The sequence below is a fragment of the Streptomyces sp. NPDC003943 genome (assembly GCF_053605265.1).
Genome location: NZ_JBSGIW010000130.1, coordinates 1 through 15,240, shown reverse-complemented (window position 1 = coordinate 15,240; position 15,240 = coordinate 1). Strand labels below are relative to the sequence as shown.

Sequence of the window (15,240 nt, the reverse complement as noted above, 5' to 3'; positions counted from 1 at the left end):
AAAGTTAATATTTTAATCAATATTAAAAAGCCCCGCCCCAATAAAAAATAAAAAAACCCCCCGAAACCCAAACGCCGCGCCGCGCCAACCGCAACGGTTGGCGCCCTTCGTTATTATGGTACGAAGAAGGGAGTCGGCAGCTGTTGCAGCTCGCGAGTCTTGAGAAGGGGGACTTGATATCAGAATCTTCGGCTCGTACGCCCGCCCCTTCGCCGCGGCGGGAAGGCCGGGGCGCGCCTGGGCGAGCATCGGCTCCACCGGCACGCGCAGCACCACGCGGATCTCCCTTGGGCTCGGTCAGCCGGGGATGCTGTGGGGGCGTCTTGGTAGGTGTGATCCATGCGGATTTTGCCGTCGCGGCCGTGGACGACAACCTGGGACGGCTGGTGCTCCATCGCCTGCCGACGGTCTGCCGTGATCGCGTCCTTCTGGTTCCGGTGCGGCTCATGCACTGCTTGCGTCCCTCGTTGTGCTCCACCCGCCACTTCTCTTCACCACCCTCCTGGGCCGGGGTCACGTGGTACTCCGTCCGCTTCTGCTCCTTCGCCACGGTTACCTCCTTCCGGCATCGGGTCGGGACCATCTGCTGCTGTTGTAGGGGTCGGCTCGCATGGGCGCGAGACGAGAGGGCCGCTCGGCCTCCTCCATCACCAGACGGCGGCCATGGCCGTCCCGTCTCAGTGGTCCGTGGCCCCGGCGAGGGCGTCGGCGAGCTCGTCGTGGTTCATGTGCGAGCGGCCGCGAATGCCGGCCTTGGCCGCCTTCTCGTACAGCTCCGCCTTGGTCAGGGATCGAAGCGACGGGGAGCGGGAAGGTCCGGACGAGGTGGTCCGCTTCTTCGCAGCCGGTTTCTGTCCGGCCGATTTGGCGCCTATCTGGGAGGTGCTGGCCTTGTCGCCGGTGTCCTTCGGGCTGCGGGCCCGCTCGACGCTGGCGCGCAGCGCCTCCATAAGGTCGACGACGCCGGTGGGCTTGGCGGCCGGCTCGGCCTTCTCGACGCTCTCGCCCGCCGCCTTGGCCTCGATCAGTTCCTTGACCTTCTCTTGGAAGGTGTCGTGGAAGTTCTCCGGATTCCAGTCGGCAGTCAAGGCGTCGATGAGCTGGTGGGCCATCTTCACCTCGGCCGCGGTCGGCTCCGCCTTGTCCGGCAGGTCGGGGACCTCCTGGTGAGGGTCACGGATCTCGTCGGCCCAGTGCAGGGTGTGCAGGGTCGACAAGTCCTCCTCGGCCTTCAGCGCGACGAGGTACTCACGGCCGCGCATCACGAAGGTCGCGATGCCCGCCTTGTTCGACTCCGCGAGCGCGCGCTGCAACAGGGCGTAGACCTTGCCGTACTGCTCGCCGCGAGGCCCGATGTAGTACGTCTTGTCGAAGAAGATCGGGTCGACGGTGTCGAGGTCAACGAACTCAGCCACCTCCACGGCCTTGGAGCGCCCCGGGGCGATGTCGTCGAGCTCCTTGGGTTCGACGATCACGTATTCGCCGCCCGTGTCGAAGCCTTTGACGATCTCGTCCAAGTCGACTTCGTCGCCGGTGCGCTCGTTGACGCGACGGTTGCGGATCCGGTCCGCCGTGCCGCGCTGGAGTTGGTGGAAGCGGATCGTATGGCTGTCGGTGGCGGTGTATAGCGCGACCGGGAGGGAAACGAGCCCGAAGCTGACGACCCCTGTCCATACGGGTCTGGCCATCATGGATCACCACCTGACCTGCGGTGTCGTGCTTCCCGCTTCTTCCCTGCTCGCGGCCTGATCACCCCTGCAGGTCCGCTGGCCGACCAGATTCGCCGCCGGCGAGGTTGACGCGGAATCCATCGGGATCACCGAGCCCTCGGCGAGCCGGAGGCTGCGAGAGCACGGGATTCCCCGCGCCCGTTCGACCGTCTCCGCGCCGGCCGGCGGCGGTCTCCCGGTCGGCACCGTTGAGGCCCGGCTCACGGCCCCCTCGGCTGGCGGCTGTACGCGGGCGAGGAGCAGGCGTCGCGCACGGGCGCGGCCGCCGGACAGCCGCGCTGGCAGCGTGCCGAGCCGCTCCGGGCGGACACCGTCGCCGACCGCACTCCGATGGCCCGTGTCACCGACGCGACGGTCACCGAGGCCGGCGGGCGGCTGCGGATCCGCTTCCGGTTGCCGGGCCGTCTGGAGTCGCTGCGGGCGCTGCAACTCGTGCCGGTCGGCGCCAGTGGGCTGGAGGCACTCCGGGACCGGCGGGCTGCTGCGTCGTCGCCGTTCCGCTGACCGATGTGCCGCCCGCCCGGCGGATCGGTTGCGTCCTCGACCCGGGCGGGGTCACCGTCCGGCTGACCGTGTCGGTCAGTTTTCCGGGCGTCCGGCCGGCTGGTGGGGGCTTGGCCCCCGCCGATCGTCCGGCGGGTCGGCGACGGCGCCTATGCCAAGGCGGCCGTCCCGTTGGTCCAAGTTCGCCGCTCCGCCGCCGGTGCTCGGCGCCGTGACGATGCGCCCCACGCCGCCGACGGATCCAGCGGACGGCCGGCGGCGACCGGCGAGTTCACCGATCGCCTGCCCTCCGGTACACCCGCCTGGGCGCCGCTTGCCTACGCGTGCCAGGCGGCTTGGCCGGCCGAGCCCACGTACCGGCCGGGCAGCACGCTGATCCCGGGCGCGTTCAGCCCCACCTGGGGGCCGACCGCCACGACCGCCCGGCGGGGCGTGTGGAGTGCCTCGTCCGAGGCCTGCGCCTTGGCCGCGCCCCGTCTACTGCCGCCCTTCGTCCCCCGGTACACCACCCACGGCGACGGCACCGCGAGCCTCGACATGACCGTCCCGGCCATCCACCCCGCCGCCCCGCCCTGGACCCTCACCGCCGCGGCCCCAGCGCCCTGCCCGACGGCCGCACCCCAGTCCGCGTCCGTCACCGGCCCTGGCCCCGAACTGCGCCTCGACGGCCTGCCCGACGAACCATCCCCCGACGACTGGTTGGTGGCCCGTACCACCCCGGACGGTCACACCTCCCCATGGTCACCGGCACCGGGGCCACCCCGCCATGATCCCGGCCAGGGCGCGCAAGGCACTGGCAGCAGGCCTGAGGACCGCGTGGACGCCCGCAGCCAGCGAGGTGCTCGCCCCTCATCACCCCTGGTTGATCCCTGCACCACGATCTCGGCGCACCACCGTGGAGGAGTGTTCCGCATCGCCGCTGCGTGACGACACCCCGCGTCGGCTCACAGAGCTTGCGGGAAGTCGAAAACCCTGCCCGGGTCGTAACGTTTCTTCAGCTCAGCCAGCCGGTTGGCGGCCGAGCCGTAGTAGGCGGAGCGCCAGTTGCTCAAACCCGCGTCCGTGTAGTTCTGGTACGCGGCGCCCGAGGCGTACCGGCGCATCGCGGTGTGCGTGCCGTCCAGCCAGGCCGTCGCCGCCCCGGCGGTATGACCCGCGGGCCAGGACGCGGTGTACTGCGCCAGGAACCGCGAGTTGCGGTGTACGAAGGCGGTCGCCTGCGGGGAGACGCGGTTGACCGCGCCGCCCAAGGCGGTGAGCGCGACGGAGACGGCGCCGCCGCCGCTGCTGCGCCCGTAGCGTTCGACCTGGTCGAGCAGCGACCTGATGCCGGCGGTACTCAGCGAGCGGTTGAAGAAGTCCGAGCGCGCTGCGTACGTCTCTCGCTGGAGCACGCCGGTGGGCTGGCGCCCCGGGGTTGTGCCGGGCAGGTGACACTGGGTGGTGGTGTGCGTCGCGCATCCCGCGTACATCCGCATGGTGTCGAGGTAGCCGCGGCGCCGCATGGTGATGCGGGAGGCGGCGCCGGGCCCGCCGGCGCGGTCCGCGAGCCTATCGACGGCGTTCTGCAAGGCGCCGTACGTGCCGAGTGAGAAGCAGCTGATGGAGACGGTGGGGGTCCGGCCGGCCACTGCGGACAGGTGCAGCGCTGACCAGATCTCGTCGGGCTGGGCGGGGCCCCACTCCTGCCAGGAGCGGAGTGCGGCAGCGGCCTTGGACCAGGGCCAGGTCATGTACGCGGTGACGCCGTCGGCGGCCTTGTGGGTGCGGAACCGGAGTTCGGTGACGACGCCGAAATTTCCGTTTCCTGCGCCGCGCAGTGCCCAGAACAGGTCGGTCTCCCGCTCCTTGGAAACATCGAGGGTCCTGCCGTCGGCGGTCACGATGCTTGCGCCCGTGAGGTTGTCGGAGGTGAGCCCATAGGCGCGCGAGACCACACCGTGGCCGCCCCCGAGCGTCAGGCCTGAGATGCCGACTGTGGGACAAGATCCGCCGGGGATGGTGACGCCTCGTGCGCCGAGCTGGGTGTAGACGTCGATGAGCTTGGCGCCGGCCCCGACGACGGCACTGCCGGAGCCACTACGAATGGACTTCAGCGCAGAGACGTCGATGACCAGGCGTCCGTTGCCGCTGGACCAACCGGCGTAGGAGTGTCCGCCGTTGCGGATGGCGACGGGGGTTCCGTGGCGGCGTGCGAAGGCCAGGCACTCGGCTATGTCCGCGTTGTTGGCCACGTAGGCGACGGCGGCGGGGCGCAGACTGTCGAAGCGGGTGTTGTACAGCTGGCGGGCGATGGCGTAGTCGGCATCGCCCGGACGTATCAGACCGCCCTGGAGGCCCCTGCCGAGCGCGGACCAGTCAGCGGCGCGGGGCGCGACCGCGTGCCTGCCGCCTGCGGTGGATGCAGAGCCCGGGTGCCGCTGCCCGCCGGCAGCAGGGGCAGAACCGCCGCTGGGCACAGCCCCCACCTGACCGCTACCGCAGCCCACCGTCCAGGCGGCGGCCGCCGCGTAGCCGGTACCCGCTGCAAGCAGTGCGCGCCGGTTCATGGCGGCCTCCGTTCACGATGCTCTGCTGTCGCTTAGCCAGAGTGCGAATGAGGCGTGCTGGTTCCGCGTGGTGGACACTTGCGCTCCTGGGCGGAGGAGGTGGCCATCCCCGCGGAGCGAGCAGCAGTCGGAGCCGCCGTTGCCGACGATCGGAGCGCCGGGGCCGTCCTGCGGGCACGGGGAGGTGAGGCGGACCTCGACGACATGCACAGAGTGTCGGTGTCGGGACCGTCCCCGCGTGCCTATGTCCATGAGAACGGCGAAGGGGAACTGGCATGGCAGCGGCTTCGAATGAGGCAGGCACGGGCCCGGCCGGCGTAGCTCCACGAGAAGTTGTCGCTGATTCCTAGCGCCGTTGGAAGGAGCCTTGCGGCCCTCCAACGACCTCGATCTCCGTCTGCTCCCGGATTGCGTCCTTGAGATCTGCTCCAGTCAGGTTCGTCGCTCTGCTGAATTTGGCGCCGATCAGGTTCGCACCGCGCAGGTCCGCGTTCTTCAGATTGGCGCCCCGGAGGTCCGCGCCGCGCAGATCGGCGCCGCTGAAGTCCGCCTCCTCGGCCTCTGCCTTGCCCAGGTTCGCGAGACGCAGGTTGGTACCGACGAGTTTGGCACCACTGAGGTCAGCTCGTCGCAGGTCGGCCCGCTGCAACCCCTCGCGTGATCCGACGGAAGGGGCGCTGAGATCGGCGCCCTGAAGGTGTGCTTCTTGCAGGTCGGCACCAGTCAGGACCGCGCCGACGAACATCGTCTCGGCGAGGTAGGCCCTGCGAAGAACCACGCCTGGGAGGAGTGCGCGCGAGAACGTGGCCTTGTACAGCTGCGCTCCACTCAGGTCCGATCCAGTCAGGTCAACCCCGGCGAGGTTGGCTCTGAGACCGCTCGGAACCCGTTCATGGCCACTGGACACGCCGGGCGTGCGGTCTTCCTGGGCCAGGTCGAGTTCGCCCATGTCGGCCAGCCCGCTCAGATTGACGTAGCGGAGCTGAAGGATCGTTCGATCCTCGTCGTTGACGGGGCGGTTGGCCAGCACGGTCATGGCCGCTTGGAGGTCGACGGCCAGGGGTTCAAGAGGCCGGGACGCGAGAGCGGTCTTGGCTCGCTGGGTATCGGCAGCAGGGAGGCGGGCGTGGGCCCGCAGGTACGCGGCGAGCACCGACAGGCCCGTAGTGTTGTCACGCGGAGAGTCGCGCATGATGCGTTCCAGGGCGTAGATGCCACCGACCCGCACATCCGCACTCTGCGATCCCAGGTTGGTCACGGCTGCGGTGTAGCGGCCGGTGATCTGTCCTTCCTGACTGATCCGTAGCTCTTCCTTTGCCTGCCCGACCGAGATCCAGGTGAAGAGCACCGCGATCACCGCTGCCAGACCGGGCAGGGCGCTCACCGCCTGCCCGGCCCAGCTGTGCCGGCCGGCCGAGCCTGTTTCGCTACGGCTGGCGTTTTGGCGTCGCCGAGTGCGCTCCGCCGCTCCCCGCCGGGCAGCGCGGTGAAGGCGTCGTACGACACTCGACTGGGCACCGGAGGACCTGACCACGATCGCATTTCACCGCATAGACCGTCGTCAGACCGCGGGGCGCGCTTGCTGCCCCCGAAACAAGTCTCCCCTTGGACGCACCCTGCATGCGGCTGGAAGGGTCTTTAGCAGGCGCTGCTGTATCTCGGTGGCACCAAGTTCTCGGTGGCACCAAGCATCGTCGCGAGACTCTGCTCCCTGTCGTCCGCCACGACTGGTTCGTCCGCGCCCTGCTCGTCCTGACCAACCGCGAACTCGACCGCTGACAGACGGTCAAGACCGAAGAGAGTCGCCTATGACCAGCACGAGCACCCACGAACCCCGTGACACCAGCAGCCGCACCAGCGAAAACCAAGATGGTGGATCTCCAGTGAAGATCCGACTGAACCTCGGTCAGTCGAGGCCTTCGACGATGCGGAAGTCGCGCTCGACGCCGTCGGAGAGGGCGACCAGCGCCTCCTGGTAGGCCGCACTCTCGCGCGCCGCGACGGCCTGCTCCAAGCTGTCGAACTCGATCAGGACGGTGCGCTCGGCGATTCCGGCGTCATGCGCCACGACCCGACCGCCACGGACGAGGACCCGACCGCCCCCGGCCTCGACGGCCAGGCGGGCCAGCTTGTTGTAAGCAGTCAACTTCTCAGGGTCTGAGATGGTGCGGTAGACGCTGACCCAGTAGCCCTTGGGCATGAAATCTCCAGTGTTGGGACGAGTGCATCTGACTTACGGATTGGTCTCGGACGAGCGGCGGAGGGCGAGAGCGAGGCTTGTCAATGTCGTGGTCGCCATGGCGCCGATGCCGTCCAGCGCCGCGGTGGTGTACGCGCCGACTTCGGGGAGGAGGTGGCCGCGGCCGGTGCCCGCAGTGCGGATCAGGCCAGCTCCGGGTTGTGGTGCAGTAGGCGGAACAGCGCAAGTGGCTCGTGCGCGCACCCGGCGGCATCCATCGGCGGAGCGCCCGGTAGACGGCGGCGGTGTAGGGCGGGGTGAGCGGTTCGATGCGGGGCATCGCGACATCTCCTGCTTCGATTTTCGAATCACTATGATGCTTCGAGAACCGAAGCGCAAGGAGTCAGTATGGAAGCCAGAGCGCCACGTCCTGGTGTGCCGGTGCGGGGGTCCGAATCAGGTCGTCCGGTGATGGCCGCACTCGACCTGCTCGGACGGCGTTGGACGATGCGGATCCTGTGGGAACTGAGTCAAGCTCCGGCCGGCTTCCGTGAATTGCAGCGCCGATGCGAGCGCATGTCCTCCAGCGTGCTCAGTACCCGGATCGAGGAACTGTCCGACGCCCGCCTGCTCGTCCTGGTCGACGATGGCTACCGCCTCACCCAGCTCGGCCAGGATCTTGTCGTGGCGCTGAGCCCGCTGGGCGCCTGGAGTCGACGTTGGGCCGAGGAAATGGGACCTGCGACGGCAGAAGGGCTGGAATGATCACGCGTGGCTGATCCGATCACGGCAGCGGTGCCGTCCTGGATGGTTCCCTTCAGCGGACCTAGGCCGCGCCAGTTCGGCGAGACGGTGACCTCGTTGCGGCGTCCGGGAGTTGACACTGAACGCTGAGGTCGGCCATGGGGCCCACCGCTGGAGGACCGAATACTCCTGGTCACGGTGGGACTGGCGAACCAACTTGACGCTGCGCCGGCTTGCCCCGCTGTTCGGGGTTCGAAGTCGTCAGCCGATCGCATCGTCGACCCCCTCGGCCCTCTGCTCGCACCCGAGCCCCGCGTAAGGTCCCGCAAAGACTCCGTGCTCATCGTGGACGGAACCCTGGTACCCACCCGCGACCACAAGGTGACAACCAGCCGCGCTTCACGCAAGCGGACCTCCAGACGGCGGTCGCCGTACTTCTTCCGAAAGCGCAGAACTCCCTGGGGCGGCTCGGGTCGGTACCCGGACTACAAGCCGCCCGGTCGGCCCGACGTCTGGCCGAAGGCAGACGCCGGGGCTGCTGACGCTGGCCACGTTCAACACGGTCAACGCCTAGGCACTCGGGCTGACCCTCAACTTCGTACCTCGGGGTGATCGCCGAGGGCATCGGCAAGGGCATCCCGGTCGTGAGGATGCCCCTGCGTGAACGCGGCCTACGTGCAGCACCCTCAGGCCGAACACTCCGTGGTCACCCTACGGTTCGTAGCGAACCCGCCCGCCCAGGGCACCCGGCCCCATACCCACGGCGCGCAGCGCTCGACGCGGTGAACGCCCTCTGGCCCGAGACGCGACGAAGGAGGTGGGCGATGCTGGTGGACCGGTGGCTCGCTCAGATGCGGAGGGTGCCGGGGAACGCGCCGTGGCCGACGTCCGGTGCGGTCAGGGCGAGCCAGCCGTGGCCGCGGACCTCGTTGTCGGGGCCGACCTCGCCGGGGTCGACCGAGAGGTACGCGCAGGCGGAACGGGCGCCCGTGGTGCCCGCGTTGGGCGGGGCTTCGTCGTACTCCGGGTCAAAGTCGGGGTCGTCGACGGCGAGGGTCTCCCAGGGCAGCGGGTCGCCCTCCCATTCGGGGTCGCTCTCGGCGGCGTACCGGCGGACCACCTGTCCGTCGACGGCGACCATCCAGACGTCGGAGCCGCCGGCGTCGTCGAGGAAGAACAGCTGGGCCTGGCCGCAGTGGGCGCTGATCCGCTCCACCGTCTCGATCATGCCGTCCCAGGGATCGTCGCCGACGAGGAGGTCGAACGGGCCGAATACCAGGCGCCAGCCGTCCACCTCCGGGGTGACGAACACCCGGCCCACGGTGCGGTCGGTCCCGTCCTGCCCGGGTACCTGGATCTCCCGGCTCTCCGACGCCTCGACCCCGGCGGCGATGGTGACGGGCCGTCGGTCGTGCAGGTCCAGCGCTTCGAAGACACCCTCGTACGTCGCTCCGGGCACGGCCATCCACCATCCGCTGAGCGTCGACGAGGGAAGGCGCGGGACCTCGTGCGGGATCTTCACCCGGATCAGCCGCTCGATCGCCGCGCGGTCGCGCTCGTCCAGGGCGTCGGCACCGCCGCCCGCCACGAGCGCCGCCATGGCGCCCCGCCTGGTCCGCGGGGACGCCTCCGGGTCGCGGCGCAGGGAGCGCAGCCGCAGCCGGAAGGAGTCGTGCAGCAGACGGGCGTAGTCGGCGGCCTTGTAGGGGACGAGGCGCCCGCGGGCGTAGGTTTCGACCAGTGCCCGCAGGCCGGTCTCGGAGTCGGACCTCAGTCTCAGCAGCCCTTGGAAGCCGTCGCCGGAGCGGCCGTGGTCCGGAGTGGCCGCCAGAGCCGCGTACTGGTCTGCGCAACGATCGTCGAACGCCCCGAGGAGCCGCCCCACCTGCCAGTTCGTCACCTCCTTCCGGCTCCACGCCGCGAGCAGCATGTCGAAGGCCGGGGGCCCTATGAGCCTCAACACCCGCATCACCGGCTGCAGATCAACGGTACGCTGCACACTGGCCAGGTCCCGCAGCAGCGCCGGCACGACGGTGTCGGCCTGCTCGACCAGCCGCGTGGCCGCGGCCTCCGCCCGCAGGGCGTCGTCGCTCTCCAGGTCCTCGACAAGAGATTCGATCTTCATGTGGCAGCACACTAGCCGCGGCCACTGACAACGCTCGAGCCGGCCGACGCAGGAACGGCGGCGGCGCTTGCCCGCGGGCCACTACACCCCCGCCCTGACGTGGCCGTCCCGATCGGTGGTCCAGTCCCCCGAGCGTCCGACCAGGGGATGGTTCCGGTTGCTCGCGGGTGTGCCGCCAAGGGCCGTCAGCCGATCTGTTCGGCCAGGGCGAGGATGATGCCTGAGGGTCCGCGGAGGTAGCAGAGGCGGTAGATGTCCTTGTACCGCGCCACCTCCCCGAGGAGTTCGGCGCCATGAGGGCGCAGGCGGGCGATGGTGTCGTCGATGTCGTCGACGGCGAACATCACCCGGTGCAGGCCCAGGGTGTTCGGGGGCGGATTGTGGGATCCGTCGCGGATCGCCGCGGGGGTGTGGTACTGCGCGAGCTCCAGCTTGCCGTGGCCGTCCGGCGTCCGCATCATCGCCATGTCGCTGCGGACGTTGTCGAGTCCGACGGCCTGGTCCGCGAAGAGGCCCTCGATCTGCGCCCTGCCTTCGACCTCCATGCCCAGTTCGGTGAAGAAGGCAACGGCGGCGTCCAAGTTCTCGACGATAATGCCGACGTTGTCCATCCGCTGAAGCGTCATGACGGTTCTCCCTTGGTGTTGCGCGGCCCCTTTTGAAGCCACCGGTATACCGAGGACAACGCCGGCAGCCCACTCCCGACACCCGTAAACAGGCTGAAGGGTTCCACGGGAGTTCCGCGGGAGTTCCGCGGGCCGGGCCGAGAGTCCGGAGAGCCGTCGGCCCTGCCCCAAGCGCGAGCCCCCGAGCGGAACGCCGAGGGGTCGGGGGCACCACGGGCCACTTCGCGGCGGATGGCGCGGACGTCGTAGGTCTCGTCGGCGCCGGCGCCGGCGTTGCAGTCCTTCGCAGTCAGTGGTCAGCCAGTGGGCTGCCCTCAGGAGCCCTCAGCTGTTGCAACCTTCGTCCAAGGGGCGAAGCGGTGGGCCAGCCGGGCTATGCAAGGCTCGGCGTCAGCCTCGAAGGCCCGTAGCGCCACCAGGATGGTGCGGATCGCTCCAGCAGGTTCGACTTGCGGCCCCGTTCTCGCCGACGATCACACCGTGGGGGACGTCGGATGACCGGAAGTCGGAAGTTGCGGCAAGTCCGCCGGGCCGTGGTTCAGAGGCGAACCGGTCTGCGGCACACGGAACCGCGCGGCGACGCCTGCGACGGCCTCGGCCGATGGGCCGGCGGGGAGGGGCGCCGCCCCGCGTGCCTTGTGGGCACGTCGCGAGCGACGGAGGAAGAAGCGTCCGGTGGGACGGGAGGCGAGGGAACGGCGATCGTCGTGCCGCGGTCCTTGGGGGCTACCTCTGCTGGGCTGCGTCGCGGGCCTGCTGGGCTATGTCCTCCAGCACGGCCTTCGGGTCGTTGGTGGGGGCGACGGCCTTGCCGATGTTGCGCTTGATGGTGTTGCTGACCTTCAGCCAGGACGGTTCGTTGACCGGATACAGCTCGGCGCTGCGCAGCGCGGTCAGGAACTGCTCGGCGCTCGGATCGGTCGCCGCGTACTGCGAGTTCTGGGTGGCGGTCACCGTCGAGGGAAGAAGGTGATAGCGCCCGGCGAACTCGGTGAGGTTCTTGTCCTCGTAGACGAAGTCGAGGAAAGAGCCCACCAGTTCGCGGTTGTCATCGTGTTTGAAGGCCATCATCCAGTCGGCGACGCCCACCGAAGGCGGCACCTCCCCGTCGCTCAGCGTGTCCGACACCGGCATCGTCAGGGTGCCGACCTTCATGCCCTTGGCTTGTGCCTCGTGAAGGAGGGAAGGGTAGCCGTTGACCATGCCGACATCGCCACGCAGGAACGCGGCGAAGGCGTCCTGCCGGTTGAGTTCGGCCGGCGGGACAGGGCCGGTGAGCCCCGGCGTGACCAGGTTGTCCTTGATCCAGCGGAAGGTCTGCGTGTTCCGCTCGGACGCGATGCTGTAGGCACCGGTGGTGTCGGTGTATCCGCCGCCGTTGCTCACCTCCCAGATCAGGGCTTCGGCGTGTGCCTCCTCCGGCCCCAGCGGCAGGGCGTAGGGGTAGAGCACGCCCTCCTTCTTCAGCGCCTTGGCGGCGCTCTTCAGGTCCGACCAGGTCTTCGGGGGCGTCGCTCCGGCTTTGTCGAAGAGGTCCTTGTTGTAGAAGAGCAGGCGGCTGCTGGCGACGAAAGGCAGGCCGTAGAGGGTGTAGTGGATCGAGCCCGCGTCCGCGAGCGGCGGCAGGAAGTTGGCCTCCGAGCTGATGGACAGCACGTCGTCGGCGGCGTAGAGACGGCCCTGGGCGGCGAAGTCGGAGTAGGCGCCCATCAAGGCCACGTCCGGCGCGTTGTCCTCCTGGACCATACGGGTGACCTCGCGGTCGACGTCGGCCCATGGGTAGAGCGTCACCTCGACCTTCGTCCCGGGATGGGCGGCGGTGAACGCGGCGGCCAGTTTGTCCCAGTACGCCTTGGAGCTGGTGGCCGGACTGTCCCCGTACTCGGGAGCCACCAGCCGCAACGTCGTCGCGCCGCTCCCGGATGTACCGCAGGCGGTGACGAGGGAGCCCAGTAGTCCGCATGCGGCCACGGAGGCAGTCAGGCCGGAGAGTCTTGCTCGCACAGATCTTTCCTTTGTTTCTTGACAGTGCGACGGGATTCTCCCCCGGCCCGGGGGCTGAACGACCCTTTGGCGGACAGTTGTGGGCATACCTCCAACCGAGCCCTGCGTGCATGGTGTCTTCCCATATGGAGGCACCCATTCCGACACGCGTAGAACCCTCCGCCCTGTCCAAAGCGACTCCGAGAAGGAGCATTGCCCCTCGGCCGCCGCCGAGGCCCGCCAACCCCCGGGGCGACGAGACGCGGCAGCCCTGGGCGGCGCTCCTTCCGCCGGCCCTGCCCCTTCCGCACCCGGGCAACACGGCCGCGCACCGGTGGTCACGCCTGGTGGTCACGCTTGGTGATGCCCGGTGGTCATGCGCGCCTGGGTGAGGGCGGCGGCCGGCATTCCAGTCCAGGCATTCCCGTCAAGGCATTCCAGTCCAGACGTTCCAGTCCAGACGTTCGTATCAGGGCGCCGACACGGCAACACCCATCCGGCGGGACCCGGCAACCCGGCCGGCGAGACCGACACTCCTTTCGCAGGGGTCAGCCCTTTTGCCCGCCTGGGATGTGGTCGCCCACAGGTCTTTTCACGGCGATGACAGGTCAGCCCTGTGGTAGACGGGGCATCCGAACGAGAGGTTGCCGAGTTCAGGAGCGCGACGGACGGTCCGATGGAGGATGCCAGGATCCTTCAGACCGGCGGCGAAGCCTGAGTTGGACGGCACCCGCGTTGCGGTGCCCTCGCCGGGTCTGTGCTGCGGACAGGTGGCCCATGGCAATCGTTCGGGACTCGAATCGCTCATGGACAGCCGCCGCGTCCGTTACGAGAGGCGTTCCCCCTCTACCCCGCCGGCTCGCGCCAGGCGGCGACGAGATCGTGGAAGCGCGAGAAACGAGCACCCGGGACAGTCACGCCGCTGACCGTCTCGCCGTTGAGCCAGCAGACGTCGAAGACGTCGGTCTCGGTGTCGAGCAGGCAGCACACACCACCAGCCACAGCAGTGAGGTCGGTGAACATCTTCCTGACATTCGCCGACTGCACGAACATCCGGCTCATGTTCGAGGTAGCCGCCGTGAACTGCAGTGACGCGAAGTCCGGGTGCCACGCGGGCGAAAACCTCACAGTCAGGTAGATGTACCCGACGGGCACCCTCCCCCGCTCGTCGACCCTGTCGACATCGCGGAGGAAGAACTCGCGCACCGCCTCGTCGACTCCCACCATGATCGAGGTATCCAGTTCGAGCGTGCCGCCTGCCGAACAGTCGACCGGCTCGCTCTTGAACTTGGAGGTGAACGGTACGAGCAACCGCTCCCCGCCCGGCAGGATCACCGGAAGCAGCGGCGTCTCGCGGCCTTGAGGGGCGAGCTCGGCCAGCCGGGTCAGCGCCCTCACGACACTCCGACGGGGCATGAAGATCTCATAACTGTAGTCCAGTCCCATACCGCCCCGCCTCCCCCGTTCGAACCGGAATCGTTTCACGGTACGCACTGTTCGCCCAGTTGTTTATTGGGCGGCCGGCCTCATCCGGCCGAAGCCGGGAGCCGGGGCATATCTGGCGTCGCCAGAGGGAGTGTCAGTTCCGGCGGAGGGGAATATGCCTTGTTCTCCAGCTGCCCACCTATGCGCCGGACCTGGACTCGCAGGAGGGAATCCGAACGCTGGAGCACTGGGGTCTGTTGCGAAAGTGGATCAGGAGTCGTGGTCGGCTCAGGCGGCTGTCTGGTCTGACCAGCCCCGCGACAGGGGGAGACGGCCGGATCGGAGCGTGTCGCGCTGTTCGGTCACCCATTGCTCAACCTGATCTACGGATTCCGCGACAGGCTGGTCCGTGGTGTCGAGCAGGTGGGTGCACCATCGCCGATCGTCGGCGGTCCACCCGGTCCAGCGGCGCCAGGCCATGCGGGGCCAGCTGTCGTCGATGATGACGTCGGGTCGGGAACGGGGATCCTCGGCGTGCTTGCGGTGCCAGGCGGCCCAGCCGAGAAAGGCGTCGACCGCCGGAGCGTCCCATCGGTCCGAGTCGCGCTTGGTGAGCCTGCCGCGCCGGGCCTCGTCGGACACGTCGACCAGACAGACCGCGATGCCATCCAGCAACGGGGCGGAGGGGCTGGCCAGGACCTCTCCCAGCGGGGACTGCCCGGTCAGCAGGAGGTCGACTCCACGGGCCTGGTATTCCAGCGCGCGACGCACCCACATCTCGGTCATGCGGTTTCGCCAATGGCGATCGGCGCCTTCCGGTACGCCGAGCTCGTCGAAGTCGTGCACGGCGATCCGCTCCAGCCGATCGCCCACGGAGTAGGCGAGCGTGGTCTTGCCCGAACAGCTGGAGCCGGTCAGTTTGAGCAGCATCTCACCAGGGTGGCAGGTCAGTAGTGATGTCCTTGAAGGGTTTTCCCGGAACCTTCCGCCCCGCTCTGGTGCTTGTCACACTCATTGATGGCAGCGACCAGTACGGTCGCTTCGTAGCGGACAGCCAGCTTGTCGTATCTCGTCGACACCGCCCGGTGCCTCTTCAGCCGGTTGATCCCGCACTCCACCGCGTGTCGCTCGCGGTAGTCGACCTTGTCGAACTTCGGCGGTCGGCCGCCACGGGAGCCGAGCTTCTTCCGATTGCGGACCTGGTCGGCCTTCTCCGGGATCGTGCAGCCGATGCCACGTCTGCGCAGATAGGCGCGGTTCGCGCGGGAGCCGTAGGCCTTAGACGTCGTTTCTTTTGGCTGTATGTGCTGACACCAGCCCGGAGGTCTTTCAGTGCGGTATGAGAACCTCCGGGCATGAGCTACGACCTTGCTGT

The 15,240-nt window shown here is 68.7% G+C and carries 12 protein-coding genes and 3 pseudogenes; 3 read left to right on the top strand and 12 right to left on the bottom strand.

The genetic code is table 11. The features are described from left to right. Positions 1-179: 179 nt before the first annotated feature. Positions 180-452 (bottom strand): DUF2188 domain-containing protein, encoded by a 273-nt coding sequence (locus ACWEV0_RS33465; RefSeq protein ID WP_453153517.1) that lies wholly within the window; start codon positions 450-452, stop codon positions 180-182. A 225-nt stretch (positions 453-677) separates the two neighbouring features. Beyond that, complete coding sequence (gene ku / locus ACWEV0_RS33460; protein WP_453153516.1) at positions 678-1,691, bottom strand: non-homologous end joining protein Ku; 1,014 nt, start codon at positions 1,689-1,691, stop codon at positions 678-680. A gap of 369 nt (positions 1,692-2,060) precedes the next feature. Here ku and ACWEV0_RS33455 point away from each other — a divergent pair, with 369 nt between their 5' ends. After that, a complete protein-coding gene (locus ACWEV0_RS33455; RefSeq protein WP_453153515.1) occupies positions 2,061-2,234 on the top strand; it encodes a hypothetical protein in 174 nt (57 codons plus the stop codon). A 944-nt stretch (positions 2,235-3,178) separates the two neighbouring features. Here the strand turns inward: ACWEV0_RS33455 and ACWEV0_RS33450 are convergent. The 4 genes and pseudogenes from ACWEV0_RS33450 to ACWEV0_RS33435 form a co-directional block, all read right to left on the bottom strand. Beyond that, positions 3,179-4,783: an FAD-binding oxidoreductase gene (locus tag ACWEV0_RS33450; protein ID WP_453153514.1), complete on the bottom strand. Its 1,605-nt coding sequence runs from the start codon at positions 4,781-4,783 to the stop codon at positions 3,179-3,181. A gap of 346 nt (positions 4,784-5,129) precedes the next feature. Next, entirely contained in the window at positions 5,130-6,167 is a 1,038-nt protein-coding gene (locus tag ACWEV0_RS33445) for a pentapeptide repeat-containing protein (protein ID WP_453153513.1), read from the bottom strand. A gap of 522 nt (positions 6,168-6,689) precedes the next feature. Further along, positions 6,690-6,983: a DUF1330 domain-containing protein gene (locus ACWEV0_RS33440; RefSeq protein WP_453153512.1), complete on the bottom strand. Its 294-nt coding sequence runs from the start codon at positions 6,981-6,983 to the stop codon at positions 6,690-6,692. Between the two features lie 185 nt (positions 6,984-7,168). Then, a pseudogene (locus tag ACWEV0_RS33435) lies at positions 7,169-7,302 on the bottom strand (carboxymuconolactone decarboxylase family protein); the annotation flags it as partial. Between the two features lie 68 nt (positions 7,303-7,370). Here ACWEV0_RS33435 and ACWEV0_RS33430 point away from each other — a divergent pair. Both ACWEV0_RS33430 and ACWEV0_RS33425 read left to right on the top strand, forming a co-directional pair. Then, on the top strand, positions 7,371-7,727 hold the full coding sequence (locus ACWEV0_RS33430; protein WP_453153510.1) for a winged helix-turn-helix transcriptional regulator: 357 nt from the start codon (positions 7,371-7,373) through the stop codon (positions 7,725-7,727). Positions 7,728-7,733: 6 nt separating this feature from the next. After that, positions 7,734-8,090 (top strand): annotated as a pseudogene (locus ACWEV0_RS33425) (helix-turn-helix domain-containing protein); the annotation flags it as partial. Between the two features lie 463 nt (positions 8,091-8,553). Here the strand turns inward: ACWEV0_RS33425 and ACWEV0_RS33420 are convergent. From ACWEV0_RS33420 to ACWEV0_RS33395, 6 genes and pseudogenes are all read right to left on the bottom strand, one after another. Then, positions 8,554-9,831 (bottom strand): hypothetical protein, encoded by a 1,278-nt coding sequence (locus ACWEV0_RS33420; RefSeq protein ID WP_453153509.1) that lies wholly within the window; start codon positions 9,829-9,831, stop codon positions 8,554-8,556. Positions 9,832-10,016: 185 nt separating this feature from the next. Next, entirely contained in the window at positions 10,017-10,457 is a 441-nt protein-coding gene (locus tag ACWEV0_RS33415; RefSeq protein WP_453153507.1) for a VOC family protein, read from the bottom strand. Between the two features lie 726 nt (positions 10,458-11,183). Next, positions 11,184-12,461, bottom strand: coding sequence for an extracellular solute-binding protein (locus ACWEV0_RS33410; protein WP_453153506.1), 1,278 nt, complete (start codon positions 12,459-12,461; stop codon positions 11,184-11,186). An 825-nt stretch (positions 12,462-13,286) separates the two neighbouring features. Then, entirely contained in the window at positions 13,287-13,886 is a 600-nt protein-coding gene (locus ACWEV0_RS33405; protein ID WP_453153504.1) for a hypothetical protein, read from the bottom strand. Between the two features lie 267 nt (positions 13,887-14,153). Further along, entirely contained in the window at positions 14,154-14,795 is a 642-nt protein-coding gene (locus ACWEV0_RS33400; protein WP_453153503.1) for a hypothetical protein, read from the bottom strand. Between the two features lie 17 nt (positions 14,796-14,812). Continuing rightward, positions 14,813-15,240: pseudogene (locus ACWEV0_RS33395) on the bottom strand (hypothetical protein); the annotation flags it as partial.

Coding starts and splice junctions, on each gene's coding strand:
- ACWEV0_RS33400 (WP_453153503.1), bottom strand. CDS start 14,795: ATGCTGCTCAAACTGACCGGCTCCAGCTGTTCGGGCAAGACCACGCTC.
- ACWEV0_RS33450 (WP_453153514.1), bottom strand. CDS start 4,783: ATGAACCGGCGCGCACTGCTTGCAGCGGGTACCGGCTACGCGGCGGCC.
- ACWEV0_RS33415 (WP_453153507.1), bottom strand. CDS start 10,457: ATGACGCTTCAGCGGATGGACAACGTCGGCATTATCGTCGAGAACTTG.
- ku (WP_453153516.1), bottom strand. CDS start 1,691: ATGATGGCCAGACCCGTATGGACAGGGGTCGTCAGCTTCGGGCTCGTT.
- ACWEV0_RS33455 (WP_453153515.1), top strand. CDS start 2,061: ATGGCCCGTGTCACCGACGCGACGGTCACCGAGGCCGGCGGGCGGCTG.
- ACWEV0_RS33420 (WP_453153509.1), bottom strand. CDS start 9,831: ATGAAGATCGAATCTCTTGTCGAGGACCTGGAGAGCGACGACGCCCTG.
- ACWEV0_RS33405 (WP_453153504.1), bottom strand. CDS start 13,886: ATGGGACTGGACTACAGTTATGAGATCTTCATGCCCCGTCGGAGTGTC.
- ACWEV0_RS33430 (WP_453153510.1), top strand. CDS start 7,371: ATGGAAGCCAGAGCGCCACGTCCTGGTGTGCCGGTGCGGGGGTCCGAA.
- ACWEV0_RS33440 (WP_453153512.1), bottom strand. CDS start 6,983: ATGCCCAAGGGCTACTGGGTCAGCGTCTACCGCACCATCTCAGACCCT.